26 protein-coding genes are annotated in these 24639 nt (G+C 75.2%); 11 read left to right on the plus strand and 15 right to left on the minus strand.

The features are described from left to right. Positions 1-97: 97 nt before the first annotated feature. The 3 genes from BLS43_RS01225 to BLS43_RS01235 form a co-directional block, all read right to left on the minus strand. A complete protein-coding gene (locus BLS43_RS01225) occupies positions 98-1105 on the minus strand; it encodes an NADP-dependent oxidoreductase (protein WP_218129675.1) in 1008 nt (335 codons plus the stop codon). Then, a complete protein-coding gene (locus BLS43_RS01230) occupies positions 1102-2040 on the minus strand; it encodes a polysaccharide deacetylase family protein (RefSeq protein WP_093075200.1) in 939 nt (312 codons plus the stop codon). Before BLS43_RS01230 ends, BLS43_RS01225 begins: the two co-directional genes overlap by 4 nt. Before the next feature lie 61 nt (positions 2041-2101). Continuing rightward, a complete protein-coding gene (locus BLS43_RS01235) occupies positions 2102-3034 on the minus strand; it encodes an AraC family transcriptional regulator (RefSeq protein ID WP_093075203.1) in 933 nt (310 codons plus the stop codon). 50 nt (positions 3035-3084) lie between these two features. On the opposite strand from BLS43_RS01235, the gene BLS43_RS29200 reads away from it, so the two are divergent. Beyond that, positions 3085-3345, plus strand: a complete 261-nt coding sequence (locus tag BLS43_RS29200) for a hypothetical protein (protein ID WP_143029909.1) — start codon at positions 3085-3087, stop codon at positions 3343-3345. A gap of 62 nt (positions 3346-3407) precedes the next feature. Beyond that, positions 3408-3923 (plus strand): winged helix-turn-helix transcriptional regulator, encoded by a 516-nt coding sequence (locus BLS43_RS01240; protein ID WP_093076060.1) that lies wholly within the window; start codon positions 3408-3410, stop codon positions 3921-3923. Positions 3924-3971: 48 nt separating this feature from the next. Here BLS43_RS01240 and BLS43_RS01245 read toward each other — a convergent pair whose 3' ends face one another. The 4 genes from BLS43_RS01245 to BLS43_RS01260 form a co-directional block, all read right to left on the minus strand. Further along, entirely contained in the window at positions 3972-5606 is a 1635-nt protein-coding gene (locus tag BLS43_RS01245) for a ferritin family protein (RefSeq protein ID WP_176921135.1), read from the minus strand. Positions 5607-5913: 307 nt separating this feature from the next. Then, positions 5914-6426, minus strand: a complete 513-nt coding sequence (locus tag BLS43_RS01250; RefSeq protein ID WP_093075206.1) for a DUF2231 domain-containing protein — start codon at positions 6424-6426, stop codon at positions 5914-5916. 62 nt (positions 6427-6488) lie between these two features. Further along, positions 6489-7673, minus strand: coding sequence for a sensor histidine kinase (locus tag BLS43_RS01255; RefSeq protein ID WP_093075209.1), 1185 nt, complete (start codon positions 7671-7673; stop codon positions 6489-6491). Beyond that, the gene (locus BLS43_RS01260) at positions 7670-8335 is read right to left on the minus strand and encodes a response regulator transcription factor (RefSeq protein WP_281245799.1); all 666 of its coding nucleotides are present in this window, start codon (positions 8333-8335) and stop codon (positions 7670-7672) included. The genes BLS43_RS01255 and BLS43_RS01260 overlap by 4 nt, the downstream gene beginning before the upstream one ends. 65 nt (positions 8336-8400) lie before the next feature. Between BLS43_RS01260 and BLS43_RS30805 the strand changes: the two genes are divergently transcribed. Genes BLS43_RS30805 through BLS43_RS01280 form a run of 5 tightly spaced genes read left to right on the plus strand, consistent with a single transcriptional unit; the run spans position 8401 to position 11561 of the window. After that, positions 8401-8703, plus strand: coding sequence for a hypothetical protein (locus tag BLS43_RS30805; protein WP_143029910.1), 303 nt, complete (start codon positions 8401-8403; stop codon positions 8701-8703). Further along, a complete protein-coding gene (locus BLS43_RS01265) occupies positions 8700-9575 on the plus strand; it encodes an FAD:protein FMN transferase (RefSeq protein ID WP_245707230.1) in 876 nt (291 codons plus the stop codon). Before BLS43_RS30805 ends, BLS43_RS01265 begins: the two co-directional genes overlap by 4 nt. Next, entirely contained in the window at positions 9575-10102 is a 528-nt protein-coding gene (locus BLS43_RS01270; protein WP_093076068.1) for a ferric reductase-like transmembrane domain-containing protein, read from the plus strand. Before BLS43_RS01265 ends, BLS43_RS01270 begins: the two co-directional genes overlap by 1 nt. Next, a complete protein-coding gene (locus tag BLS43_RS01275) occupies positions 10099-11307 on the plus strand; it encodes an NADH-ubiquinone oxidoreductase-F iron-sulfur binding region domain-containing protein (protein WP_093075216.1) in 1209 nt (402 codons plus the stop codon). Before BLS43_RS01270 ends, BLS43_RS01275 begins: the two co-directional genes overlap by 4 nt. Beyond that, positions 11304-11561, plus strand: coding sequence for a ferredoxin (locus BLS43_RS01280; RefSeq protein WP_093076071.1), 258 nt, complete (start codon positions 11304-11306; stop codon positions 11559-11561). Before BLS43_RS01275 ends, BLS43_RS01280 begins: the two co-directional genes overlap by 4 nt. Before the next feature lie 46 nt (positions 11562-11607). Here BLS43_RS01280 and BLS43_RS01285 read toward each other — a convergent pair whose 3' ends face one another. From BLS43_RS01285 to BLS43_RS01295, 3 genes are read right to left on the minus strand one after another with little or no spacing between them, the layout of a single operon-like run. Beyond that, positions 11608-12651 carry an acetate/propionate family kinase gene (locus BLS43_RS01285; protein ID WP_093075220.1) on the minus strand — a complete coding sequence of 348 codons (1044 nt, stop codon included), beginning with the start codon at positions 12649-12651 and terminating at the stop codon, positions 11608-11610. Between the two features lie 10 nt (positions 12652-12661). After that, positions 12662-14983, minus strand: a complete 2322-nt coding sequence (locus tag BLS43_RS01290) for a phosphoketolase family protein (RefSeq protein WP_093075225.1) — start codon at positions 14981-14983, stop codon at positions 12662-12664. A gap of 4 nt (positions 14984-14987) precedes the next feature. Beyond that, positions 14988-15188 (minus strand): STAS/SEC14 domain-containing protein, encoded by a 201-nt coding sequence (locus tag BLS43_RS01295; RefSeq protein WP_093075230.1) that lies wholly within the window; start codon positions 15186-15188, stop codon positions 14988-14990. A gap of 241 nt (positions 15189-15429) precedes the next feature. Here BLS43_RS01295 and BLS43_RS01300 point away from each other — a divergent pair, with 241 nt between their 5' ends. The 4 genes from BLS43_RS01300 to BLS43_RS01315 all read left to right on the plus strand — a co-directional run bounded on the left by BLS43_RS01300 (position 15430) and on the right by BLS43_RS01315 (position 19439). After that, positions 15430-16383, plus strand: coding sequence for an Acg family FMN-binding oxidoreductase (locus BLS43_RS01300; protein ID WP_093075235.1), 954 nt, complete (start codon positions 15430-15432; stop codon positions 16381-16383). Positions 16384-16436: 53 nt separating this feature from the next. After that, the gene (locus BLS43_RS01305; RefSeq protein ID WP_093075240.1) at positions 16437-17891 is read left to right on the plus strand and encodes a bifunctional aminoglycoside phosphotransferase/ATP-binding protein; all 1455 of its coding nucleotides are present in this window, start codon (positions 16437-16439) and stop codon (positions 17889-17891) included. Then, positions 17891-18874 (plus strand): glyceraldehyde 3-phosphate dehydrogenase NAD-binding domain-containing protein, encoded by a 984-nt coding sequence (locus BLS43_RS01310; protein WP_143029911.1) that lies wholly within the window; start codon positions 17891-17893, stop codon positions 18872-18874. The genes BLS43_RS01305 and BLS43_RS01310 overlap by 1 nt, the downstream gene beginning before the upstream one ends. A 130-nt stretch (positions 18875-19004) precedes the next feature. Beyond that, positions 19005-19439: a CBS domain-containing protein gene (locus tag BLS43_RS01315; RefSeq protein ID WP_093075249.1), complete on the plus strand. Its 435-nt coding sequence runs from the start codon at positions 19005-19007 to the stop codon at positions 19437-19439. Between the two features lie 156 nt (positions 19440-19595). Here the strand turns inward: BLS43_RS01315 and BLS43_RS01320 are convergent, their stop codons facing one another. The 5 genes from BLS43_RS01320 to BLS43_RS01340 all read right to left on the minus strand — a co-directional run bounded on the left by BLS43_RS01320 (position 19596) and on the right by BLS43_RS01340 (position 24614). Further along, the gene (locus tag BLS43_RS01320; RefSeq protein WP_093075254.1) at positions 19596-20474 is read right to left on the minus strand and encodes a universal stress protein; all 879 of its coding nucleotides are present in this window, start codon (positions 20472-20474) and stop codon (positions 19596-19598) included. Between the two features lie 212 nt (positions 20475-20686). Beyond that, a complete protein-coding gene (locus BLS43_RS01325; protein WP_176921125.1) occupies positions 20687-21493 on the minus strand; it encodes a universal stress protein in 807 nt (268 codons plus the stop codon). Between the two features lie 157 nt (positions 21494-21650). Next, entirely contained in the window at positions 21651-22526 is an 876-nt protein-coding gene (locus BLS43_RS01330; RefSeq protein WP_093075263.1) for a universal stress protein, read from the minus strand. 169 nt (positions 22527-22695) lie between these two features. Next, positions 22696-24111: a wax ester/triacylglycerol synthase domain-containing protein gene (locus tag BLS43_RS01335; protein WP_093075267.1), complete on the minus strand. Its 1416-nt coding sequence runs from the start codon at positions 24109-24111 to the stop codon at positions 22696-22698. Next, positions 24108-24614, minus strand: a complete 507-nt coding sequence (locus BLS43_RS01340) for an alcohol dehydrogenase catalytic domain-containing protein (protein ID WP_245707231.1) — start codon at positions 24612-24614, stop codon at positions 24108-24110. The genes BLS43_RS01335 and BLS43_RS01340 overlap by 4 nt, the downstream gene beginning before the upstream one ends. Positions 24615-24639: the final 25 nt, after the last annotated feature.

The following is a 24639-nucleotide window of genomic DNA, read 5'->3' on the forward strand; positions in this document are numbered from 1 at the left end:
GAGCGATCCGCCCCGCCCGCGCCCCCGGGACCGTGACCCGGATCCGACGACGTCGAGATCCGGTTCCTCCCCCGCGGCCGCTCTCAGTGTGGTGCGCTCACCCGGTGGAACGGTGCCGCGGGCGCACGATCGTCTTGCCGAGGTTGCCGCCGCGGAGCAGGGACAGCAGGGCGGCCGGCGCCTGCTCGATGCCGTCGAACGTGGTGACCGGGACCCGGAGGCGGCCGCCGGCCATCAGCTCGCGCAACTCGGCCTCGACGGCAGCCGCGCGGTCCAGGTGGTCGGTGACGAGGAAACCCTCCAGCCGGAGCCGCCGGACGATCACGTTGGCGATGTTCGCCGGTCCGGTCTGCCGCCTGCCGTAGCCGGAGATCATCCCGCAGGCGGCGATGCGGCCGCCGATCGTGAGCCGGTCGAGTGCGGCCTCGAGATGGTCGCCGCCCACGTTGTCGAAGTAGACGTCGATCCCCTCGGGCGCTGCGGCGGCGAGCTGGTCCGCGATGGGGCCTGCGCGATGGTCCAGGACGGCGTCGAGCCCGACCTGCCGGCTCAGGTACGCGGTCTTCTCCGCGCCACCCGCCGACCCGATCACGCGGGCCCCGCGGGCCTGCGCGAGCTGGGCGGCGACGAGCCCCACCGAGCCTGCCGCCGCCGAGACCCAGACGACATCCCCGGGCCGCACCCGGGCGACGACGTCGATCCCGACCGCCGCGGTCAGCCCGGATGCGCCGAGGGCGTGCAGCCACGCCTCGGGCCCGATGTCCGCGGAGGGGTGGATCCGCCGGACGGTGGCCGCGTCGACGACCGCGAGCTCCCGCCAGCCGCCGCCGTGGACGACCCAGTCGCCCGCGGCCGTCCCGTCCGCGCGGCTCTCCACGACCTGCCCGACGGCGCGCGACTCGACGGCCCGGCCCAGCCCGAACGCGGGGGCGTAGGTGTCCACGCTCAGCCGCGGGATCATCGACGGGTCCGCGCTGAGCGCGACGGACCGCACCAGGAGCTCGCCCTCCCGCGGCGCGGGAACGTCGACCTCGACGACGCCGAACAGGGTCTCGTCGACGGCGCCGGTGGGGCGCCGCACCAGCTGCACCTCGCGAGAGTTCACGCCCAGCTCCAGTTCCAGGTGCCGTCGACCCGGTCGACGATGCGGCGCAGGATCGCGTCGTACACGGCCATGGGGTCCTCGCCCTCCGCGAGCCCCGACGTGATCACCTGCGCGACGGCCTCGGGCGGCGGCGCGGGGACCTCGTCACCGGCGGCCAGCGCGATCCGTTCGAGGTGGTTGCGGAACAGCGGCGTGACCGGTGAGTGGACGCGGTGCACCGGGTGGCGCATCGCCTCGTCGAGCGGGATGAGCTCCACCCCCTCGTCGGTGAACCGCTGGAGGATCTCGCCGAGCACGTCCTGCGCGAGCGCGGTGCCGTGCACCAGCCAGATGAGGGGCAGGTCCGCGCCGAACAATCGGCGACCGGCCTCCGCGTGGTCGTGCAGCCGCGCCACCGCAGCCTCCACGAACGACGTGCGCAGCATGGCCGCCGCATCCCGGTCGGCGGCGTGGAGCGCCCGGGCGTAGGGCGCCGTCCAGGCGAAGTCTCCGAACCAGGCGGTGATCGGCGCGGTCGTGTACCGCTGCGCGCGCAGGAAGCCCTCCACCTCGCCACGGCGGGCCTCGCTGGGGCCGGTCATGTCCATCGCGTGGCGGAAGTACCGCGTCGGCGCCGCCTCGAGCAGGTCGCCGAGGACGTCCTCGGCCAGGCGGACGTCGTCGCAGTAGCGCTGGGCACCGACCCAGTTCAGGCAGGCGTGGTGGTGCGTGTGGTTGCCGAGGTGATGGCCCGCCGCGCACCACCGCTCGAGGACCTCCCGGTCGTCCGGGCGGTCGGCGACGGGGCTGGTGTGCGCGAACCCGTACACGCCCTCGACCCGGTGCTCCCGGAGTGCCCGAAGCATCCCGTCCATGACGGTGGAGGCCGTGTACCCCGGGGGCATCGGCGTCCCGTCCCAGAGGATCAGCTCATCGACGGTGATCGCGATCTTCATGGCTCGACGCTAGGCGGGACGGGCCGCGGCGGTTTGCGGCACCGCGCACGGTCCTTGCGGCTCAGCGCACGACGGTGGCGGCACGCGCGTCCCGAGGCGTCGTCCCGAACCGCGCGCGGAAGGCGGTCGAGAACATCGAGTGCGTGGAGAAGCCGCACTCGGCGGCGATGCGGGACAACGACGTGCGCCGGCGCGGGTCGGTGACCATCGACCAGGCGCGGTCGAGGCGCTCCTCGCGGATGATCTCGCTCATCGTCGTGCCGGAGCGGGCCAGCACCGCCTGCACGTGGCGCAGCGACCAGGACAGCGCGGCGGCGACGGAGGCGCCGTCGAGCGTGACGTCGGAGATGCGGCGGCGGACCTCCCGGCGGACGGCGGCGACGAGCTCGGCGTTCGGGGCGGCGGAGGAGCCGCCGTCGGCCCGCCCGGCGGCGAGGAGGACGAGGTCCAGCAGCCGGTCGCACGCCGCGTCGAACCCGTCCACGTCCAGCGCGGCACGCTCGGCGACCAACGCCTCCAGCGCGCTCCACACGACGCTGCCGAGGCCACCGCGGCGGTCGACGCGCAGGACGTCGTGCCCCGTCTCCTGACGGCTGCGGACGCGCGGTGCCGGCGCGATCAGGCAGATGGCCTCGCAGGCGGTGTCGTGCGTGCAGACCATCGGCCGGTCCATCGGCAGGACGAGGATCTCTCCAGGCGCCACGGTCAGCTCACGAGCGCCCGACTCGATGGTCACCGTGCCACGGACCGGGGCGAGCACCTCGAAGGTGGCCCGCGGGTCGTCCCGGAGGTCGGCGTCACCACGGCGGAGCTGCTCGGGCGCGCCGCGCCAGCGGACGACCGAGTAGGAGCGGCTCGCCTGCCACACGAGCCGGCCGATGTAGGGGCCGTCCGCGGCGCTGCGGATCGACATCGCTCCGTGCAGCGACGCGACCCTCGCCTGCCAGCCCAGCGAGACGCACTCCGAGCTCTCGAAGGCCCCGACCTCGTACACGCCGCTCAGCGTCGCACACGGCCGGGCCGCGAAGGGAGGAGAGCCGCTGGGTGGCCGGAGCCACCGAGTCCCCGCTCCAGGACACGGGCGGCCCGCTCGACGTCGGCGGTGACCGCAGGGCCCAGCCCGGCGGGATCGCCGCCGCACGCGAGATGCCGGCGCAGGCTGCCGGCCGCCCACCCTGCTGCGCTTCAGCTGGGTGGACGGCGGGGGCGGCGAGACGACGCCGGTGTCCTACCGCCGCCACCGGCAAGATCCGCAAGCCGGAGCTGCGCGCCCGCTACGCCACCGCCGAGGAGACCCCCACGTGACCACCCCGACCACCCGCGCCGAGCCGGCCGGCGGCGGTGGCCGAACGAACTACGATGAAGGCATGTCGCCGACGGAGTCCGGCTTCCCGTGCTCGATCGCGCGAGTCACCGAGCTGATCGGCGATCCCTGGACCCCGCTCGTCCTCCGGGACGCGGTGCTGGGCGTGCGACGGTACGAGGACTTCCACCGCAACCAGCGGATCAGCCGCAACGCCCTGTCCCGGACGTTGCGGAAGCTGGTGGACGCGGGCGTGCTGACGACCCGGCTCTACCAGGACAACCCGCCGCGCAAGGAGTACCTCCTCTCCCCGAAGGGCCGCGAGCTCTTCGGCGTGCTCTCGGCGATGATCGCCTGGGGAGACCGATGGCTCGACGACGGCGCGGGGCCGCCGGTCGTCCTGCGCCACTCCGCCTGCGGCCTCGACGTCAGGGCGGACTCGGTGTGTTCGGGCTGCGGCGAGCCCCTCGATGCCGCGCGGGTCGAGTTCCGGCTCGGCGACGACTTCCCCGCCGACCTGGCGGAGCGCCCGGACGTCACCCTCCGGTTCGCGGGGAGGTCCTCCGCGTCGCACGACTGACGGCCGGACCCCGGAGAGGACCCGGCCGCCAGCGCACGTCGTGACCGATCAGGAGGCGGGGGCGGGCCTCCCCGCCGGGCCCTGACGCCGGTAGTCGGCGACGTAGGCGGCCCGTCCGGCGTCGTCCATCTCGTTGAACAACGTCAATGGGCTCTGGAAGTGCGGCATCCGCCGCATGTGGTCGAGGGTCCACATCTTCTTCGGGTCGAGGTCGAGGTGTGGCTGCGACACCATGGTCTTCCCGTCGTCCCGCACGTACGCGAGGTCCGAGACGACGTCGGCCCAGTTCCAGCCGTGGTAGAGCGTCTCCCACTCGCGGGTGCCGACCAGCCGGCCCATGTTCGGCGTCTCCCGGCCCTGATAGATCGGACGGAACGCCTCGACGTCCGTCCACTTGCACGTCTCGCTGCAGTAGGCCCGGTGCTGCCCGTCGACATCGGCGGTCTGGATGTCCTCACGGATGAGGCAGGGGACCATGCAGGTCCAGCAGCGGATCGGGTACACGTAGTCGACGTTCTCGGCCACGATCGCGTTGTGCCCGTTCGGGACCGCGAGCCGGTTGTAGTTCTCCCACCAGGCGCCGTACTTGTCGTACCAGCCCGGGTACTTGTACTCGAACCACTCGAAGTCCTCGTCGGTCATCCCGTCGATCCGCCAGTAGTTCGCGACCCAACCCGCCGCCGCGAACTGGGCGAACTCGTGCACGTAGCCCTTGTCCCAGATCCGGCTCCAGGCCTCCTCCACCAGATCGTGCGGGATGACCAGGCCGTACTTCTCCAGCGGGACGAGGTACGAGCGGTAGTAGTCGTCGTAGATCCAGCGGCGCCACATCTCGGCGTAGGACTCGCGGTCCTTGCGCCGGTCCTTGGTGCCGTACTCGATGAACACGCCGATGGCGCCGTCGACGACGCAGTGGTTGTTCCACCACGCATACCGGATGTCGCGCTCCAGGAGCTGACGGTTGTCCTCGTCCGACAGCGCCATCAGCAGCGTGGCGTAGCCGTTGGAGATGTGCCGCGACTCGTCCGACTGCACCGAGTGGAACACGGTCGGCAACAGGTAGTCGCCGTTCGCCGCGGCCTCCGCGGGCATGGCCACGAACAGGACGTTGGTGAACGCGGTCTCGGCCACGACGGTGAGGTACACGCTCGCGGCGGTGATCGCGTCTCCCGTGATGAACCCCTCCGCGAACTGGCGGCCGATGGTCCCCGCGTAGTCGCTCTGGAAGGCGCGGAGACTGTTGTTGAAGCCCGCCGGGTCGATGTAGTTGTTCATGTACAGGCGCTTGAGGTTCTGCTGGATCGTCGAGTGCCGGACCTCGTCGATCATCTGGATCGCCTGACCGTTGTGCAGCTCCGGGTTCGGGACCACGTGGAACAGCATCGGCATCGAGCGCGCCGCGCTGATCTCGGGCAACGGGATGATCGACAGGAACAGCTTCTGCCACTCCATCCAGCGTTCCTGCACCTGGCGGAACATGTTGCCGCGGACGGCACCGTCCGACGCTCCGTAGACGCGGTGGTCCTTCTCCTCCTGCATCGGGAAGTAGCTCCGGAGGACCTGCTTGAGCGGGTCCTTCTTCGCCGCCTTCCGGAAGGTGTAGTCGGTTCCGTACTTCATGTACGGCTCGTGGTACTGCGGTTCCCAGGCGAGTTCCTGGATCTTCTGATGAGCCCTGCCCAGACTCTGTCGACTCACGTCCACTCCTCACGGTCGCTGTGGGACCGGCCGCCGCGGCGTCGTCCCCTCACCCACGCTGGTCCGACGCCGGGCGGCCGGTACTCGACCCGCCCCGCCGCCGGACTTGCTGCGCGACCGGGTCGGACGGGGACGGGCCCGGGCCGCCGTACCGGGTGCGCGGCCTGGATCGGTGCCCGTGTCCAGAATCACAGTAACTCAACACGTACTCAGTCTCAGTTTGAGACTCAGTACCGATCGGCGATCCGCGCGGTGGGGTGGTGCGTCAGGGCCTCGCGGAGCGCACCGGCCCTCACCGCGATCGGGGCTGCGGGGTGTACTGGACGTCCCCCCACGCCGCCCGCGCACCGCTGTCGCCGATCCGGACGACCTGCACCGCGGCCGCGCCGGCGAGCAGGACGGTGGCCACCGCGAGTCCGATGATCGCCACACGCCGCACCGTGCCGCGCACGGCCGGGGCGGAGCCCGGCCCCTCCGTCCGGCGGGACCGCTCCACGAGCACGAGCGCGACCACGACCAGCAGCAGCGGGGCCACGACGACGAGGAGCTGATCACCGAGCTCGGCGTGGGTGGCGATGGCGGCGGTGCGGGGCAGGTTGTGCTCGAGCCCCTCTCCGGTGCTGGTGGCGAGCGGGACCGACACCGCGGCGAGGGCGACCACGACGACCACCGCCCACCCCCACCGCCGCCTCGCAGCGGGCCAGAGCGCGACGGCCAGCGCACCGAGTGCGGCGACGGGGACCAGGACCACGACCGCGTGCACCACGAGCGGGTGCAGCGGCAGGCCGAAGAGGAAAGTGGGCACGACGCCGATCGTCGTGGCCGATCCTCAGAAGATCCTTGGAGGTGTGGCGGGGCCGCCCGGACTCAGCCGAGCGGCAGGGTGAGACGGAACGTGGCGCCGGTCGGGGTGGGCACGAGCTCGACGCGCCCGTGGTGGGCCGCGGCGATCTCGGCGACCAGAGCGAGCCCGATGCCGTAGCGGCGGCGCCCGGAGTCACCGGGCCGGGCCCCGGTGCTGAACCGCTCGAACAGCCGGGGGGCCGCGGCCGGGTCGACCCCGTCGCCGTCGTCGGTCACGTCGACCACGGCCCGACCCCCGTCGGTGTGCACCGCCACGGTCACCGCGCTGCGGGCGTGGCGGACCGCGTTGTCGACCAGCGCGGTCAGCGCCCGGGTGAGCGCGACGGGGCTGCCGCGCACCACGGCCCGCGCGTCCGCCTCCACCCGCACGGCGCCGCCCGCGGCTCGGCCGACCTCGTGGGCGACCGCGGCGAGATCGACGGGCTCGGTGGCCCGCTCGGAGCGGGGGTCGGCCGCGAGCAGGAGGTCCTCGAGGATCGCCGTGAGCCGGGCGGCGTCGGCGACCACGCCGTCGGCCTCCCCGAGCGCCTCCTCGTCGGGGTCCGAGGACCGGCGCAGCCTGCGGCGCAGGATCTGGGCGCGAGTGCCGAGCAGGGTCAACGGGGTGCGGAGCTCGTGGCCCGCGTCGGCGACGAAGCGGTGCTGCAGGGCGAGCGCCGCCGACAGCGGGGCCAGGGCGCGGTATCCGAGCCAGGTCCCGGCGGCCCCGGCGCCGAGCAGCCCGAGGAGGCCGGTGACCAGCATGGTCGCCAGCAGCCGGTTGCGTTCGGCGTGGTTGGCGGTCAGATCGAGGATCGCCTGCACGGTCGTCCCGTCCGCCCGCCGCTGCGTCGCGATCTCGTACTGGACCTCGCCGACGTTCCGCTCGACGGCGGGCGGGTCACCCCCGGCGGCGGCCTCGGCGAGGGCCGCGAAGTCCGCGACGCCGTCGGGCACCCCCGGTGAGGCCGTGACCACACCGGCGGGTCCCCTCAGCAGGAGGTGGATCCCGGTGGGCGGGTCGTCCACGTCGTCCGCACGGGCGATCGCACCGTTCAGCTGGGCGGTGACCTGGGCGCGCTGGGCCTCGACCAGGACGACGACCGCGACCGCGGTCAGCACGACCACGAGGACGGCGGCCAGCCCGGTGGCCTGCGCCCCCAGTCGGACGGCGGCCCGCCTGGCGAGGCCCTGCTCCCCCGTGGTCACGGCGCACCGAGCCGGTAGCCGCGCCCTCGGAGGGTGTCCACGACGGGCCGGCCCAGCTTGCGCCGCAGGTAGTGCACGTAGGTGTCGACGATGACCGGGTTCTCCGCCTCGGGGAAGCAGGTGACGAGCAGGTCCTCGCGGGTGAAGACCTGCCTCGGGCGGGCCGCCAGGGTCCCGAGCAGCTCCGCCTCGCGCTGCGACAGGGCGACCGGACCGGTGTCCGTGTGGACCTCGCGCGCGTCGAGGTCCAGACGGCCGCCCGGGACGGGCAGGGCGCGGGCGGTGTCCAGGTGGCGGCGGCGCAGCGCCCGCAGTCGGGCGAGCAGCTCGTCGATGTCGAAGGGTTTGGCCAGGTAGTCCTCGGCGCCCGCGTCCAGCCCGGCGACCCGGTCGGCGGGGTTGCCCAGCGCCGAGAGCACCAGCACCGGGGTCGTGATCCCGTTGCGGCGCAGGCGCCCCAGCAGGTCGAGCCCCTCGACCGCGGGGAGCCCACGGTCGAGGACGGCGACGTCGTAGCTCCGGCTGAGCCCGTAGTGCAGCCCGGTGTGCCCGTCCGGGGCCACGTCGACGGCGTAGCCCTCCTCGACGAGCAGCCCGGCGAGCATGGCGGCGAGCTCGGCCTCGTCCTCGACGAGCAGCAGCCGCGGGAGCACCTCGGTCACGGCGCCATCATGCCCGCACATCGAGTTCCCACGAGGCTCCAAGAAATCTCCGGTCGACTGGCCCCATGCCTTCCTCCGACCCGGACCCGCGGGTGGTCGCGCGGGACCGCGGGCTCCGTCGCGTCGCCCGTGCCACCGGCTGGACGGCCGCGGGCGGCGTCGCCGCGACCGCGCTGGCCGCCGTCGTGTTGTCCCAGACCCCGGCGACCGCCACGGCCACCTCCTCGAGCCCGACGCCCACGACCGCCACCCCCGCGCCCACCACCACCGCGCCGCGGACGGGCAGCGGGGCTGGGCTGAGCGCCCCGACCACCGCACCGCAGGCCTCGCACAGCAGTCGCTCGCACACCACCTCGGGGGCCTCGTGACCGGGACGATCGCCGAGCCCGCGGCCTGCTCCTTCCCGGCGATCGGCACCACCGCCACCGTCCTCGTCACCGACCCGGACGTGCTCGACGGGTCCGTGGCCCTGCTGCGCACGGACCTCACCGCGCTGGACCGGGCCTGCTCCCGCTTCCGCCCCGACTCGGAGATCCGCCGGGCCGAGACCGGTGCCGAGGTCGAGGTGAGCCCCCTGCTCGCCGCCCACCTCGACGCGGCCCTGCGCGCCGCCGCACTCACCGGCGGCCGCGTCGATCCCACCGTCGGGACCTGCCTGGCCGGTCTGGGCTACGACCGGGACCTCGCCGCGCTCACCGACGGGCCGGTCGACCCACGCCCCGCGCCCGGCTGGTGGCGGCTGAGCAGGTGCGGGCGCACCGTCGTGATCCCCCGCGGGATCCGGATCGACCTCGGATCCACCGCGAAGGCCCTCGCCGCCGACCACGCCGCAGCCCGGATCGCCGCCCACACCGGAGCCGGGGTCCTGGTCAACCTGGGCGGGGACCTCGCCGTCGCAGGCCCCGCGCCCGCGGGCGGCTGGCTCGTCGGTCTCGAGGACGGAGGGGGTGTGGTGTCCCTGCACGACGGGGGCGTGGCCACCTCCGGCACCACGCGCCGCCGCTGGCTGCGGGACGGCCGCGTCCGCCACCACGTCGTCGACCCGCGGACCGGGCTGCCGACCGCCGGCCCGTGGCGCACGGTCGCGGTGGCCGCGGCGACCTGCCTCGACGCGAACACCGCCGCCACCGCCGCGCTCGTCCGCGGCGCCGACGCTGCGGACTGGCTCGACACGGTGGGTCTGCCGGCCCGGCTGGTCGACACCGCGGGTCGGGTCACCCGCGTGGGCGGGTGGGTCTGATGTGGACCTGGTACGCGAGTCGCGCCGCCGGGCTGGTCTCGCTGGTGCTGCTGAGCGGGAGCGTCCTGCTGGGCATCGGCGGCGTGACCCGCGCGGCCTCGGCCCGCTGGCCCCGCTTCGCCGTGCAGCGCCTGCACCGGAACCTGTCGATGCTCGCCGTCGCGTTCGTGGCGCTGCACGTGCTCACCGCGGTGCTCGACGGGTACGTCCCGATCTCCTGGCTCGACGTCCTGCTGCCCTTCACCTCCGCCTACGAGCCGTGGTGGCTCGGGCTCGGCACCGTCGCTCTCGACCTGCTGCTGGCCGTGCTGGTGACGACCAGCCTGCTGCGCGTCCGTCTCGGCCTGCGTGCCTGGCGGGCCGTGCACCGGGCCGCCTACGCCTGCTGGCCGGTCGCCGTCCTGCACGGCATCGGCCTCGGTGGAGTCGACACCACCACCTGGTGGGTCCTCACCCTGACCCTGGCCTGCGTCGCAGCCGTCGGCGTCGGGCTGGTCCGTCGCACGGCCGTCGGAACCCGGCCGTGACCGCCCCACCCGCGGCCACCCCGCGTCTGCTCGCCGAGCCGGCCGCCACGCACCGCCGGGACGCCCTGGCCGCGCACCTCGAGCGCCACGGCCCACTCCCCTCGCCCTCCCCCCACGCGCTGGTCGCCGCCGTCGAGGCCGCCGGCCTCCGCGGACGCGGCGGCGCCGGGTTCCCGACCGCGACGAAGCTGCGGTCGGTCCGCGGCCGCAGGCGGACCGTCGTCGCCAACGGCGCCGAGGGCGAGCCGGCCTCGCTGAAGGACGCCGCTCTGCTCGCGTGCTCACCCCACCTGGTCCTCGACGGGCTCGCGCTCGTCGCCGACGCGCTCGGCGCGACCGACGCGGTCCTCGCCGTCCCCGACGCGACCGGCCTGCGCCGGCATCTCGCCGGGCGGACCGACCGCGTCCCGGTGAGGGTCGTCGAGGTCCCCGACCGCTACGTCGCGAGCCAGGAGACCGCCCTGGTCCGGTTCCTGGGCGGCGGGCCCGCACTGCCGACCCCCACCCGTCCGAGCGCCGCAGGCACGCTCGTCGACAACGTCGAGACCCTCGCCCACCTCGCGCTGATCGCCCGGAACGGGCCCGACTGGTTCCGCTCCGTCGGCCACCCCGAGCTGCCCGGCACCCTGCTCGTCACCGCGGGCGGGGCCGTCGCCGCACCCGGCGTCGTCGAGGTGCCCGCCGGCACCGCGGTGCGCGCGGCGCTCGACCTGGCGGGCGGGCCGACCGAGCCGGTGCAGACGGTCCTGTCCGGGGGTTACGGCGGTGCGTGGCTGCCCGCCGCCGCCGTGGACACCCCGCTCGACCACGCCGCCCTCCGCGCCGCGGGTTCGACGCTCGGCGTCCCCGTCCTGCTCGCGCTGCCCGCCCGGGCCTGCGGGCTCACCCAGACCGCGTACCTGCTGCAGTTCCTGGCGGGACAGTCCGCGGGCCAGTGCGGGCCCTGCCGGTTCGGGCTCCGTGACGTCGCCACCGACCTGGCCCTGATCGCCGCGGCCGCGCCGGACGCCCACCTCGCCCACGATCGGGTGCGTCGACGACTCGGCCTGGTCACCGGGCGCGGCGTCTGCGCGCTCCCGGACGGTGCCGCCCGCCTGGCGCACAGCGCCCTGCGGGTGTTCGGCGACGACCTGCACCATCACCTGACCGGACGTCCCTGCCGCGGCGCCGCTGCCGCCCCCCTGTTCCCGGGGGTGTGGCGATGAGGCTCCGCGTCGACCCCGTCGCCTGCGCGGGCCACGGCCTGTGCGCCGACCTCCTCCCCGAGGGCATCACGCTCGACGAGTGGGGCTATCCCCTGCTCGACCCCCTGCTCGACCCCCTGCTCGACGCCGAGATCCCGGCCGACCTCCTCCCCCACGCCCGGGCCGCCGTCGCCGCGTGCCCGGCCCTCGCGCTCCGCCTCGACCCCACCGGACCCGACGATCGGCGCCACGGCCGGAACCGGAGGAGTCGGTGACGAGGCCGCGCCGGGCGGCTCGCCCGAACCCGCGGCCCGGTGGGCGTCACCCCAGGATGGCCCGGGTGCCGGCGGAGATCGCGAGGTCCTCCCTGGCCGGCACGACGAGGGTGCGCACGCGTGCGGTCGCGGCGGTGATCTCGCCGTCCGTCGTGTCGTTGCGGGCCGGGTCGACCGCCACTCCGAGGAACGCCAGCCGCTCCGCGGCCCGGGCCCGCACCACGGCCGAGTGCTCGCCGACCCCGCCGGTGAACGCCAGCGCCTCCATCCCGCCCGCGGCGGCGGCCATGGCCGCGATCCCGCCCGCGAGGCGGTGGACGTAGACGTCCATCGCGAGCGAGTCCGCCGGGACCTCCCGCATGTCGGCGGTGCCCGCGAGCGCGAGCAGACCGGACCGGTTCTCCAGGGTCTCGGCCACCTCGTGGGGACTCAGGCCCTCGTGTTCCTCCAGCCAGAGCACGAGGCCGGGATCGACCGAGCCCGAGCGGGTGGCCATGACCAGGCCCTCCAGCGGGGTGAAACCCATCGTCGTGTCGACGCTGCGCCCGTCGACCACCGCGCACAGGGAGGCGCCTGCGCCGAGGTGCGCGGTCACGATGCGTCTCGCACCGGTCAGCTCGGCGGTGCGCGCCGAGCACCGGGCGTGGGACAGACCGTGGAAGCCGTAGCGGCGGATCGCGTAGCGCTCCCGCCACTCCCGCGGCACCGCGTAGGTCGCCGCGGCGTCTCCGATCGTGGTGTGGAAGGCGGTGTCGAAGCAGGCCACCGCCGGGACCCCGGGGAGCAGCGCGGTCACCGCGTCGACGCCCCGCAGCGACTTGGGCTGGTGCAGCGGGGCCAGCGCCGTCAGGTCCTCGAGCTCCTTCCGGACCTCCTCGTCGATCCGGACGGGCTCGACGAACCGGGTACCGCCGTGCACGATCCGATGTCCGACGGCGTCCGGCTCGGGCCACCCCCGCAGCGCCGACTCGAGGTCCGCGCCCGGCTCGATGTCCGGCTCGATGTCCGCGGTGTGTTCCACATCGTCGGTCGGTCCCAGCAGCCGCAGCTTGAGGCTCGACGAGCCCGCGTTGACGACGAGCACCCTCACCGGCCGGTCCTCACTGCCACGTCCACTGCGCGATCGCGGGATCGTCCTCACCGTGCTCGCGGGTGTACGCCCGGGCGGCGAGCCGGGCGTCCACCATCCGCTGCCGCAGCGGCGCCGCCCGCGCCCCGAGGCTCGGGACCCGGTCGATCACGTCCATGACCAGGTGGAACCGGTCGAGGTCGTTGAGCATCACCATGTCGAAGGGCGTGGTCGTGGTGCCCTCCTCCTTGTACCCGCGCACGTGGAGGTTGTGGTGGTTGCGCCGGGAGTAGGTGAGCCGGTGGATCAGCCAGGGGTAGCCGTGGAAGGCGAGGACGACCGGCTTGTCGGGGGTGAACAGGGCGTCGAACTCGTCGTCGGACAGGCCGTGCGGGTGCTCGCGGTCCGGTTGGAGCCGCATCAGGTCCACGACGTTCACCACGCGCACCTTCAGGTCCGGGCAGTGCTCGCGCAGCAGCCTGGCCGCGGCGAGGGTCTCCAGGGTGGGGACGTCCCCGCAGCAGGCCAGCACGACGTCCGGGTCGCCGTCGGTGGTGCCCGCCCAGTCCCAGATCCCCAGCCCCCGCGTGCAGTGCGCGACCGCCTCGTCCATCGACAGGTAGCTCAGCTGCGGCTGCTTGCCCGCGACGACGACGTTGACGTAGTGCCGGGACCGCAGGCAGTGATCCATCGTGGACAGCAGGGTGTTGGTGTCGGGTGGCAGGTAGACGCGGGTGATCTCCGCCTTCTTGTTGATCACATGGTCGAGGAAGCCGGGATCCTGGTGGGAGAAGCCGTTGTGGTCCTGGCGCCAGACGTGGCTGGACAGCAGGTAGTTCAGCGAGGCGATCGGGGCCCGCCACGGGATGGCACGGGTGGTCTTGAGCCACTTGGCGTGCTGGTTGAGCATCGAGTCGACGATGTGGATGAAGGCCTCGTAGCTGGTGAACAGCCCGTGCCGGCCGGTGAGCAGATAGCCCTCCAGCCAGCCCTGGCACAGGTGCTCGGACAGCACCTCCAGCACCCGGCCGCCGGGGGCGAGGTGGTCGTCGCCCTCCTCCACCGCCGCGTTCCAGGCCCGGTCGGTCACGTCGAAGACCGCCTGCAGCCGGTTCGACGCGACCTCGTCCGGCCCGAACAGCCGGAACCGGTCGGCGTTGCGGGCCACGACGTCCCGCAGGAACGCGCCGAGCACGGTGGTCGCCGGGCTGCTCTCCACGCCCGGCCGGTCCACCGTGACGGCGTGCCGGCGGAAGTCCGGCATGGCGAGGTCGCGCAGGACGAGCCCGCCGTTGGTGTGCGGGTTGGCGCTCATCCGCCGCGTGCCCTCGGGCGCGAGCGCGCGCAGCTCCGGTCGCAGGCGCCCGGTCTCGTCGAAGAGCGTCTCGGGTTCGTAGCCGCGCATCCACTCCTCGAGCTGCGCGCGGTGTCCGGCATCGGTCCGGGTGCCGGCCAACGGGACCTGGTGGGCGCGGAAGGTGCCCTCGACCCGCGTCCCGTCGACCTCCTTCGGGCCGGTCCAGCCCTTGGGGGTGCGCAACACGATCATCGGCCAGGTCGGCCGGCGCGTCGGCGGGTCCGCCTTGATCGCGGCGATCTCGTCGAGCACCTCGTCCAGGGTCAGCGCCAGCTCCTCGTGCACGGCCATCGGCTGGTCCCCGGTGACGAACCGGGGCGCGTAGCCGTAGCCGCGCAGCAGCGCGGCCAGCTCGTCGGTCGGGATCCGGGCCAGGACCGTCGGGTTGGCGATCTTGTAGCCGTTGAGGTGCAGGACCGGCAGCACGACGCCGTCCCGGCGCGGGTCGAGCCACTTGTTCGAGTGCCAGCTCGCGGCGAGCGGGCCGGTCTCGGCCTCGCCGTCACCGACCACGCACACGGCCAGCAGGTCCGGGTTGTCGAACACCGCGCCGTAGGCGTGCAGCAGGGCGTAGCCGAGCTCGCCGCCCTCGTGGATCGAGCCGGGGGTCTCCGGCGCGACGTGGCTGGGGATGCCGCCGGGGAAGGAGAACTGCCGGAACAGCGCCCGCATCCCGTCGACGTCCTCGGTGACCGACGGATAGACCTCCGAGTACGTGCCCTCCAGGTAGGCGTTCGCGACCAGCCCGGGGCCGCCGTGCCCGGGGCCGGTCACGAACAGCGCGTTCAGGTCCCGGGCCCGGATCGCGCGGTTGAGGTGCGCGTAGAGCAGGGTGAGCCCGGGCGTGGTGCCCCAGTGCCCCAGCAGCCGCGGCTTGACGTGTTCGGCGCGCAGCGGCTCGCGGAGCAGCGGGTTGTCCAGCAGGTAGATCTGGCCGACGGACAGGTAGTTCGCCGCCCGCCAGTAGGCGTCGAGCAGCTCGAGGTTCTCGCCCACCGGGTCAGCCCTCCGCGGCCACGGTGGACGCGACCGGGGTGTCGCCCACCAGCGCGAGGCGGCGGATCCCGCCGTGGTGGCCGACGACGAACCGGATGCGCTCGACCATGGGCCCGATGGCCTTCTCGTGGTCCTCGACCGTCGGCCGGCCCCCGACCCGCAGGCCGACGACTCCCTCCGGCGGCCCGACCAGCTCCTCGATCATGGCGTGCTCCCTCCGAGTCTCCCGTCCATCCTGGGCCGGGTCGCCCGTGGGCGGAGGGGACCTTGGTCCCGTTCCGCCTCGTCGAGGGTCCCGGGGACCCGTGCCCCTCGGCTCTCGTGACGCCGGGCGCGCCGGGACGACGCTGGGCGGTGAACGCGATGGACGGAGGAGCCGACGATGACCAGCCCCCAGACCCCGGACGTCACCACGCGGGAACGTCCCGCCTGCCGGGCCCACTGAGATGGACCGGACCCTGCGCCACGCCGTCGAGCTGGCGTTGCAGGCACCCTCGGTGCACAACACCCAGCCCTGGCGGTTCCGGCTGAGCACCGGCGAGGTCGAGCTCCATGCCGACCCGAGCCGCCACCTGCCCGGCACCGATCCGGACCACCGCGACCTGCTGATCAGCTGCGGGGCCGTGCTGCACCATCTGGTCGTGGCCGCGGCCGGGCTGGGGATCGCCCTCCGGGTGGACCGGCTGCCCGACCCCGAGCAGCGCAGTCTCCTGGCCACCGCCCGAGTCGTCGACGGGCCGCCGGACCGCGCCGCCGCCGCGCTGTTCGGGCAGCTCGGCAGGCGGCGGACCGACCGGCGCCGGTACGCGGCGGACCCGGTGCCGCCCGCCCGCCTCGCCGCGCTCGTCGAGCGGGCGGCGGAGTTCGGCGCCGGGCTCGTCCCGGCGACCGACCCGGGCGTGCTGACCCGCCTGCACGGGGTGCTCTCGGACGCGGCCGCCCGGCAGCGGCACGAACCCGGCTACCTCGCGGAGCTGCTGATCTGGACCCACCGCTACGCCGGCACCCGCGACGGCGTCCCCGCCGCGTCCGTGCCCTCCCGCGCGGGCGAACCCGAGCTCACCCGGTTCCCCGCGGGCAGGCTCACCGGCAGGCAGGCCTTCGGGCCCGACGGCGGGCTCCTGCTCGTCCTGACCACCCCGCGCGACGACCGCATCGACCGGCTCGTCGCGGGCGAGGCCACCAGCGCGGTGCTGCTCGGCGCGACCCGCGTCGGTCTCGCGACCGCCATGCTCAGCCAGGCCGTCGAACAGCCGACCATGCGGGAGCGGCTGCGCCTCGCACTGGGCGTGGCCGACCAACCGCAGCTCGTCCTCCGCGTCGGGACGCCGCCCTACGGGTCGGCACCCCTGCCCGCCACGCCTCGTCGACCGCTCGACTCGGTGCTGTTCCGTCGCTGAACCGGGCCCGGAGCCGGTCCCGTCCCCACCACACCCGCTCCTCAGGAGGAACGATGACCACGCCCCTGTCCACGGTGAGCGCGCTGCGGGAGACGCACGTCGGGCTGGTGGTGCTGACCGGCGACCGCGCGCTGAAGACCAAGAAACCGGTCCGGACCGCGTTCTGCGACTTCTCCACACCCGCCCTGCGGCGGGCGGCGATCGCGCGCGAGCACCTGCTCAACAGCAGACTCGCGCCGGACGTCTACCTCGGGACCGCCGAGCTGGCCGGCGCGGGCTGCGCCGAGCCGGTCCTGGTGATGCGCCGCATGCCGGAGGACGCGCGGCTGTCCACACTGGTCCGTCGGGGCGCCGATCTCACCGAGCCGCTCCGGGAGATCGCGCGCCGGATGGCGGCGTTCCACACCACCGCCGAGCGGGCTCCCGCCATCACCTCCGAGGGGTCGCGGGACGCGCTGCTCGGCCGCTGGCACCGCAGCCTCGACGAGCTCGAGTCCTTCCGGGACGCCCCGCTCCAGGGCGGGGACCTCGACCGGGTCCGCGACCTCGTCGACCGCTTCCTCCACGGGCGCGGCCCGCTGTTCGCCCGCCGCGCGGCCGAGAGCCGGATCGTCGACGGGCACGGCGACCTCCTGGCCGACGACGTGTTCTGCCTCGCGGACGGCCCGCGCCTGCTCGACTGCCTCGACTTCGACGACCGGCTCCGCTTCGTCGACGCGCTCGACGACCTGTGCTTCCTGGCCATGGACCTGGAACACCTCGGCGCCCCGGAGGCCGCCGACCTGCTCCTCGACGACTACTGCGAGTTCTCCGCCGACCCGGCCCCGACGGCACTGCGCCACCACTACGTCGCGTACCGCGCGATGGTCCGCGCCAAGGTCGACTGTCTGCGCCTCGCACAGACCGCCGACCCGGCGGACGCCGAGGCCGCGCGGGCCCACCTCGCCCTGGCCCTGGACCACCTCGGCCGCGGCGAGCCCCGACTGGCCCTGGTCGGCGGCCTGCCGGGCACCGGGAAGTCCACGGTGGCCGGTGATCTCACCGACCTGACCGGTGCGGTGCTGCTGTCCAGCGACCGGGTGCGCAAGGAGCAGGCCGGGATGACGCCGACCGACCCCGCCGGCGCCCCGTTCGGCCGCGGCCTCTACGACGCCGAGCACACCGCCGCCCTCTACACCGAGCTCCTGGACCGGGCCGAGCTGCTGCTGGGCCAGGGCGAGTCGGTCGTCCTCGACGCCTCGTGGACCGACGCGCACTGGCGCGAGCGGGCCGCGGAGGTGGCGGCCCGGACCTCGAGCCGGCTGCTGCAGTTCGTGTGCACCGCACCGGTCGAGCAGCTCGGTCGGCGGATACTCACGCGGCGGCACCCGGTGTCCGACGCGACCCCCGGGATCGCGCTCGCGATGGCGGACGCGGCGGCCCCCTGGCCGGAGGCCGTCGAGATCAGCACGACCGAGCTGCCGTCGGTGTGCGCCGGGCGCGCCCGCCGGGTCTGGGACGCTCGCTGATGCGCGCCCGCATCGGCCTCGACGGGATGGACCGGCCCGGCAGGCAGCTCCTCCGCACGCTCGTCGACCGGGACGACCCGGATCTGCAGATCGTCGCGGTCCGGGACGACGCCCCCGCGAGCAGGCTCGCCGCGCGGCTGCGCCACGACTCGACGCACGGGGCCTGGGACCACCGGATCGAGGTCGTCGGCGACCATCTCGGCGTCGACGACGGGACGATCCGGGTGCTGCGGGCCGAGCGCCCGCACTGGCCGTCGGCGGACGTCGAGATCGTCGTCGCGACGGGTCGGGCGGTGGACGCACCCGTGCTGCTCGACGAGGGGGTCGCGTCCGTCGTCGTCCTCGGAGAGTCGGCCGACGCCGACCTCGCCCTCGTCCCCGGGCTGAACGAGGACGAGTACGACGCGACCCGCCACCGCGTCCTGTCCGTGCCCTCGGCGGCCTCGGTGTGCGCGGCGGCGGTGCTGCAACCGCTGGACCGGGCGTTCGGGGTCGTCTCGGCGAGCGTGACCGCCCTCGGCGGACGCCACTCCTCCACCGCCGACCCGGACGACCCGCGGCTGCTGCGCGACCTCGCGGTCAACCTCGTCCCCGCGGCGAGCCGGGTGGGCACGGAGGTGGGCGTCCTCCTGCCTGCGCTGGCCGGGCGGGTCACCGGGGCCGCCCTCCGGGTGCCGGTCGTCGACACGGGCCTGGTCGAGGTGACCGCCCGGCTGCCCGCGCCCGCCACGGTCGGACAGCTCCGGCGGGTGCTCCGCACGGCGGCCGACGGCCCGGGCAAGGGGCTGCTGACGTGCACCGACGAGCCGACGGTGTCCCGGGACGTGCTGGGCGCGGCCGAGTCCTGCCGCGTGGACCTGGGCACGGTCCGGACCTGCGGCGAGCTGGTCGTCGTCCAGGGCTGGCACGACCCGGAGGTCGGCCACCTGCACCGGGTCGCCGACCTGCTCGGGATGGTCGCGCGGCTGCTGCCGGGCCGCTGAGCCGGGTCCGGGCGGGCGGTCGGCCAGAGGTCGAAGGACCCGCACGCCAGGGCCGGGGGCCCGGGACCGGCGACCCTGCCCGGCGGACCCACCCGGAGCCATCCTGGGGGACGACGACCCGAGGAGTGCCATGATCCACGATCCGTTGCCGCGCCCGGCCCCGCCGGAGACGCTCGACGACCAGCCACCCGTCCGCGCGGTCATGTCGAGGACCGTGGTCGCGATCGACCCCGCCGCGCCTCTGAGCACGGCACTGCGCCTCATGCTCGCCGACGGTGTCCGGCACCTGCCGGTCATGGAGGACGGCCGCTGCACCGGCATGGTCACCGAGACCGACATCCTGCGCGGTCTCGCGGCCCGCCGCGGCCCCTGGGGCACCGCCGACCTCCGGGTGCTCGACGTGGTGCGCTCCGCACCCGCCGTCACCGCGACCGACCCGCTGAGCACCGCGGCCGCGGTGATGCTGCAGGAACAGTCGGACGCCGTGCTGGTACTGGGCGCCGACGGCGTGATCGCCGGGATCCTCACCGCGACCGACCTGGTCCACGCTCTCGCCCGTCGCTGAGCGCGACGCGGCTCCCACGGCGGCGGGCCCGGCACCCGAGGGGGATGCCGGGCCCGTTCGTCGCCGGTCAGCGGACCGCGCGGTGCCCCCAGACCGCGAGCAGGAGCACGGCGAGCCCGGTGCGGACCCCAGGCCGGGGCGGCACGACGGTGGCGTTCACCGCTGCCCCTCGGGCCGGACCACGGCCACCGGGCACGGCGCGTGGTGCAGCAGCGCCTGGCTGACCGAGCCCAGCAGCGCACCCCGCAACGCGCCCCGCCCGCGGGTTCCGGCCACCACGAGCACCGCGCCCTGCGCCGCGCGGACCAGCGCGCCGGCGGCGTTGTCCCGCACCACGACCGGACGGACCTCGACCTCGGGGAACTTCGCCGTCCACGGCGCGAGGGCCTGCCCCACGACCGCCTCCTCGTCGGCGCGGATCGCGTCCCAGTCGAGGAACGGGACCAGGAACGGGTCGAGCGTGGTCTCGCTCCAGGCGTGCACCGCGACCAGCGCCGCCCCGTACCGGGCCGCCTCCTCGAAGGCGAGACCCAGCGCGGCGTCACTGTGCTCGGCATCGACCCCCACGACGACCGGCCCGCGCGAGAGCACGTCCCCGCGCACGACCACGACCGGGCAGGCGGCGCGCGCGGCGACGTCCACGCCGACCGAGCCGAGCAGCAGACCCGCGAACCCGCCGCGGCCGCGGTTGCCGACGACCAGCAGCGCCGCGTGCTCCGACTCCTCGACCAACACGACCGCGGCGCTGCCGTCGCGGACCTGGCGGTCGACCGCCACCGTGCCGTCGACCCCGCGGGCGACGTCCGCGGCCTCGACCACGGCGTGCTCGGCGAGGCGCAGCAGGGCCTGGCGTTCGTACTCCGCGCCGAGCGGGGCCACCCCGACCGGGGTGACGCCCGTCCACCCGACCACCGCGACCAGACGCAGGCCCACGCCGCGCCGTCCTGCCTCGACCGCGGCCCAGCGCACCGCCCGCAGCGCCGGCTCCGAGCCGTCGATCCCGACGACCACCGGTCCACCGTGCAGCGTGTCCATGAGACGTCCTCCCTCGATCACGGGTGTGTGGACCCACGGTCGCCCACTCCGGGAGCCCGGCGCTGCGGCTCTCCGCCCTCCCCCGCGGGGGTCGAACGACCCTCCGCCGCAGGGCCTCGGCGACGTCGAGAGGACCGCCCCCGAGGGGCGGCGCACCGGCGGATGCGGGCCGTCCGACCCTGCCGGCCGCCCCACACCCGCCCCGGGCGCGCTCAGCCCGGCAGCGGCACCACGACGACGGGGCAGGGGGCGAACGCGACGAGCGAGCGCGTCGTCGAACCGGCCTGCACCGCGGCGTCCGGCGGGGGTGCGCCCACCCGCGGTGCCACGACCACCGCCTGCGCCTTCTCCGCGCGCTGCAGCAACGCCCGCAGCGGGGTGTCCTCCACCGGCGCGGTCTCGACCCGCAGCCCGGGCACCCGCTCCGCGACGCGCCGGCGAGCCGCCTCGGTCACCTCCCGGCCGCGCTCCGCGAGAGTCTGTGGGGCCTCGGCCCGCCGGTGGGCGCCCGGCGCGACGTCGGTCCAGGCGTGCACGACCACGAGGTCGGCGCCGAGCGCACTCGCCAGGTCGGCGGCGGTGTCGAGTGCCGCACGGCCCGGCAGACCGCCGTCGATCCCCACCACGACCGGGCCCGCGGCGGGCAGCGCGGACTCGGCTTCCGCGCCGTGCACGACGGCCACCGGGCACGGCGGGTCCGCGGCGAGGCGGGCGGCGAGGTCCCCCGCCTGCAGACCCGGGTGGACGCTGCGCCCGTGACCACCGACGACGAGCATCGCCGCGTCATGCGCCCGGGCGCGCAGCACGTCGGCCACGGCGTCCGGATCCGCGTCTCCCGCGACGACCTCCGGCTCCGCCCCGGTCGCCGCACCGAGCCCGAGCAGCCACTCCGGCACCCGACGGTCCATCGCGACGTGCACCAGCCGGACCGTGTCCGACAGGCGGGTGGCCCAGCCCGCGGCCAGCCCCGCCGACGTCGTCGGGTCGACCCCCACCACGATCGTTCCTGCAGTCGACACGGGCCCTCCGTCGCGTCTCCGGTCACCCGATCCGGTGACCACCCCCGATCGTGCCCGCCCCGCCCCGCCCCCGCACCACGGTCGCGTGGCCCGCCCGCCAGGACCGGACGGGGCCGGGCCACCCCGAGCGTGGCGGCCGCGTCCTCGACCCGGTCCGTCACGACGGGCGTGCCACCAGGACAGGGCACTGCGCATGGTGGACGAGGGCGTGGCTCACGGAACCGAGCACCAGCCCCCGCACCCCGCCCCGCCCACGGGAGCCGACGACCACCAGCCGCGCACTGCGCGAGAGGTCGACCAGCTCGGCGGCGGGCCGGTCCCGCACGACCCGCCTGCGGACCTCCACGTCGGGGTACTTCTCGGCCCACCCCGCGAGCCGCTCGGCCAGGAGCGCGTGCTCCTCCGCCTCGACGCCGTTCCAGTCGACGAGCGGGGCGATGCCGAGCTCCACCACGTCGTCCTGCCAGGTGTGCAGGGCGAGCAGCGGCGCACGGTGCAGGGCGGCCTCCTCGAACGCGAGCGCGAGCGCCTCCTCGCTGACCGGGGAGCCGTCGACCCCCACGACGACCGGCCGGACGTCGTCCGGGCCCTCCTCGGCATCCCCCCGCACGACGACGACCGGGCTCGCACCGCGAGCGGCCAGCGCGATCGCCACCGACCCGACCAGCAGCCCGGTGAAACCGCCGAGCCCGCGGCTCCCCACCACGACCAGGCCTGCCCGGTCCGACTCGGCGAGCAGCACCGGGATCGCGAACCCGGAGCGCAGTTCGGAATGCATCTCCAGCCCGGGCTCCACGCCGCGGGCGAGCGCGACGGCGTCCGCCAGGACCTGCTCGGCGGCCTCGGTCATCGTCCGCTTGTACGACGTGCCCAGCCCGGGGTTGCCGAGGTGGTTCGGTTCGGGCAGGACCAGCGCGGACACCAGCCGCAGCCCGACCCTCCGCCGGGCCGCCTCCCGTGCCGCCCAGCAGACCGCCTCGGAGCCCGACGCCGAACCGTCCACCCCGACCACGACCGACCCGTGTGCCTGCATGACCGCTCCCTCCGCTGTTCCCGGTGACGCGCCCCGATCCTGGCTCGCCCGCGGATCACGACGACAGCACCGCACGGCCCCCTCGCGCGGGCCGGAAGTCCCCTCGGGTCCGCCCCGGGGTCGTCGCTCGGTCGTCGCCCGGTCCGGCACGGTGTCCTCCACGGCCACGTCAGCGCCCGGGATCCCCCGCGCGGTGGTCGGTGCCCCCGGGAACCGCGAGCAGGGCGGCCAGGTCCGCGCGCAGCGCCGCGACCAGCGCGTCGAGTTCGGGGCACACGTCGGGATCGGCGACCACGGTCACGGCCAGGCTGCCCGCATAGGACAGCGCGCCGAACACGACCGGCACGTTCCCGGTGGTCGTGATGATCGGCACGATCTGCCCGATCCGTGCTCCGAGCAGGGTCAGGGGCGCCCGCGGCCCGCGCAGGTTCGTGACGAAGGTGGTGACCATCCTCTGGTGGTCCACGATCCACGGCAGGACCCCCACCGCGGCGGCCAGCCGGATCATCGGGCCGAGCAGGGCTGCGGACGCGCCGCGGGCTCGTCGCCGCCCGGTGGCGGTCCGCCGGGCCACCTCGCGCAACCGGACCGCGGGCGGCCCCGAGGTGGGCAGCCCGACGGGCAGCACGCCCACCGCGTTGCCGAGAAGCGTCGCGTCCGCCCGCGGCCGGGCGGTGATCGACACCGAGGCGACGACCTCGTCGACCTGGTCGCCGCGCCCGCGCAGCAGAGCCCCGAGCGCCCCACCGATCGCCGTCAGGAGGACGTCGTTGACCGTGCCGCCGTGCCGATGGGCGGCGGCGTGGACGTCGCCGAGATCGACCCGGACGACCCGCAGCGCCCGCCGGGTCCCGACGGGTCGGTTGAGCGAGGACCGCGGCGGGCGGGGCGCCTGCGTGGCGCGCAGCTCACCCAGCGCCTCGCGGATCCGCCGCACCTCCCCGGGCAGGTGCCGCAGGGTCCGGGCGCGGGTGGCGAGGGCGTCGGCGAACAGCCGCGCGACGGTGGGAGCCGGGCGTGGGAAGCCGTCGTCGTCGGCGGGCGGGTCCCCGGGGACGAGCCCGTCGTCGACCAGCGCGGCGAGGGCGGCGAGCCCGCCCATCCCGTCGGCGAGGACGTGGTGGCAGACGACGACCAGCGCACCGCGCTCCCCCGTCGTGCCGGTGACCACGAGCGCCTCCCACGGCGACCGCTGCCACGACAGCCGGGTGCCGACCGCCCGGACCGCGACGTCCTGCAGCACGTCGTCGGTCAACGGGCCCGCGCACCGCACCTCGCGCACGTGCCGCTCGACCGCGAACCCGGGATCGTCCACCCAGACCGGCCGCCCGCACAGCGGCGGCGTGCGCACCAGCCTCCGCCGCAGCCGGGGCACGGCCCGGATCCGGACGGCCAGCGCCCTGCGGACCTCCGCCGGGTCGAGCGGCCGGTCGAGCACGAGCAGCACTCCGAACTGCCACGGCACACCCGTGCGGTCGACGGCCGACTCGCGCAGGTCGTCCGGACCCGCCCGCTCGGGGACCCGGGCGCGGTGCGCCTCGCCCGGCTCGGCGGCGTCCCGCACCGCGGCCGTCGGGCCGATCATCGGAAGTCGACGACGAGCCGGGCCGGGACCCGCCCCGCCCGGATCTCCTCGATCGCCCCGTTGATGTCGCCGAGCGTGCGCGACTCGGGGATGACCCGGGTGCGGCCCGCGGCGTGCAGGGCGAACGCGTCGGCGAGGTCCTGCCGGGTCCCCACGATGGAGCCGACGGCGGAGATGCCACCCAGGACGGTGTCGAAGATCGGTGTCAGCGGTGCCGCGTCGAAGGAGGACACGGCGGCGGGCACCGTCACGGCGAACCGCCCGTCCAGTCCGGCCCCACCGGCGGCGGCCACCGTGCCGATGCCCTCGTGGCCGGGCACGAAGGGAGGGTCCGGCTTCACCGGCCGTTCACCGCGCGCGGCGTGGATGTCGGTGTGGCAGATGCCCGAGGCCTCCATCCGGACGAGCAGCTCACCCGGTCCCGGCGTCGGCACCGGGAGCTCGCGGATCTCCAGCGCGGCGCCCAGCGCCGGGACCACGGCCGCGCGCATCGTGGTGCTCACGGATGACTCCTGTCGACGGGGACGA

This window comes from Pseudonocardia oroxyli (genome assembly GCF_900102195.1).
GTDB classification, from domain to species: domain Bacteria; phylum Actinomycetota; class Actinomycetes; order Mycobacteriales; family Pseudonocardiaceae; genus Pseudonocardia; species Pseudonocardia oroxyli.

Coding starts and splice junctions, on each gene's coding strand:
- BLS43_RS01305 (WP_093075240.1), top strand. CDS start 16,437: ATGACCACGCCCCTGTCCACGGTGAGCGCGCTGCGGGAGACGCACGTC.
- BLS43_RS01315 (WP_093075249.1), top strand. CDS start 19,005: ATGATCCACGATCCGTTGCCGCGCCCGGCCCCGCCGGAGACGCTCGAC.
- BLS43_RS01310 (WP_143029911.1), top strand. CDS start 17,891: ATGCGCGCCCGCATCGGCCTCGACGGGATGGACCGGCCCGGCAGGCAG.
- BLS43_RS01270 (WP_093076068.1), top strand. CDS start 9,575: ATGTGGACCTGGTACGCGAGTCGCGCCGCCGGGCTGGTCTCGCTGGTG.
- BLS43_RS01320 (WP_093075254.1), bottom strand. CDS start 20,474: ATGGACACGCTGCACGGTGGACCGGTGGTCGTCGGGATCGACGGCTCG.
- BLS43_RS01300 (WP_093075235.1), top strand. CDS start 15,430: ATGGACCGGACCCTGCGCCACGCCGTCGAGCTGGCGTTGCAGGCACCC.
- BLS43_RS01230 (WP_093075200.1), bottom strand. CDS start 2,040: ATGAAGATCGCGATCACCGTCGATGAGCTGATCCTCTGGGACGGGACG.
- BLS43_RS01295 (WP_093075230.1), bottom strand. CDS start 15,188: ATGATCGAGGAGCTGGTCGGGCCGCCGGAGGGAGTCGTCGGCCTGCGG.
- BLS43_RS01335 (WP_093075267.1), bottom strand. CDS start 24,111: ATGATCGGCCCGACGGCCGCGGTGCGGGACGCCGCCGAGCCGGGCGAG.
- BLS43_RS30805 (WP_143029910.1), top strand. CDS start 8,401: ATGCCTTCCTCCGACCCGGACCCGCGGGTGGTCGCGCGGGACCGCGGG.
- BLS43_RS01330 (WP_093075263.1), bottom strand. CDS start 22,526: ATGCAGGCACACGGGTCGGTCGTGGTCGGGGTGGACGGTTCGGCGTCG.
- BLS43_RS01240 (WP_093076060.1), top strand. CDS start 3,408: ATGTCGCCGACGGAGTCCGGCTTCCCGTGCTCGATCGCGCGAGTCACC.
- BLS43_RS01280 (WP_093076071.1), top strand. CDS start 11,304: ATGAGGCTCCGCGTCGACCCCGTCGCCTGCGCGGGCCACGGCCTGTGC.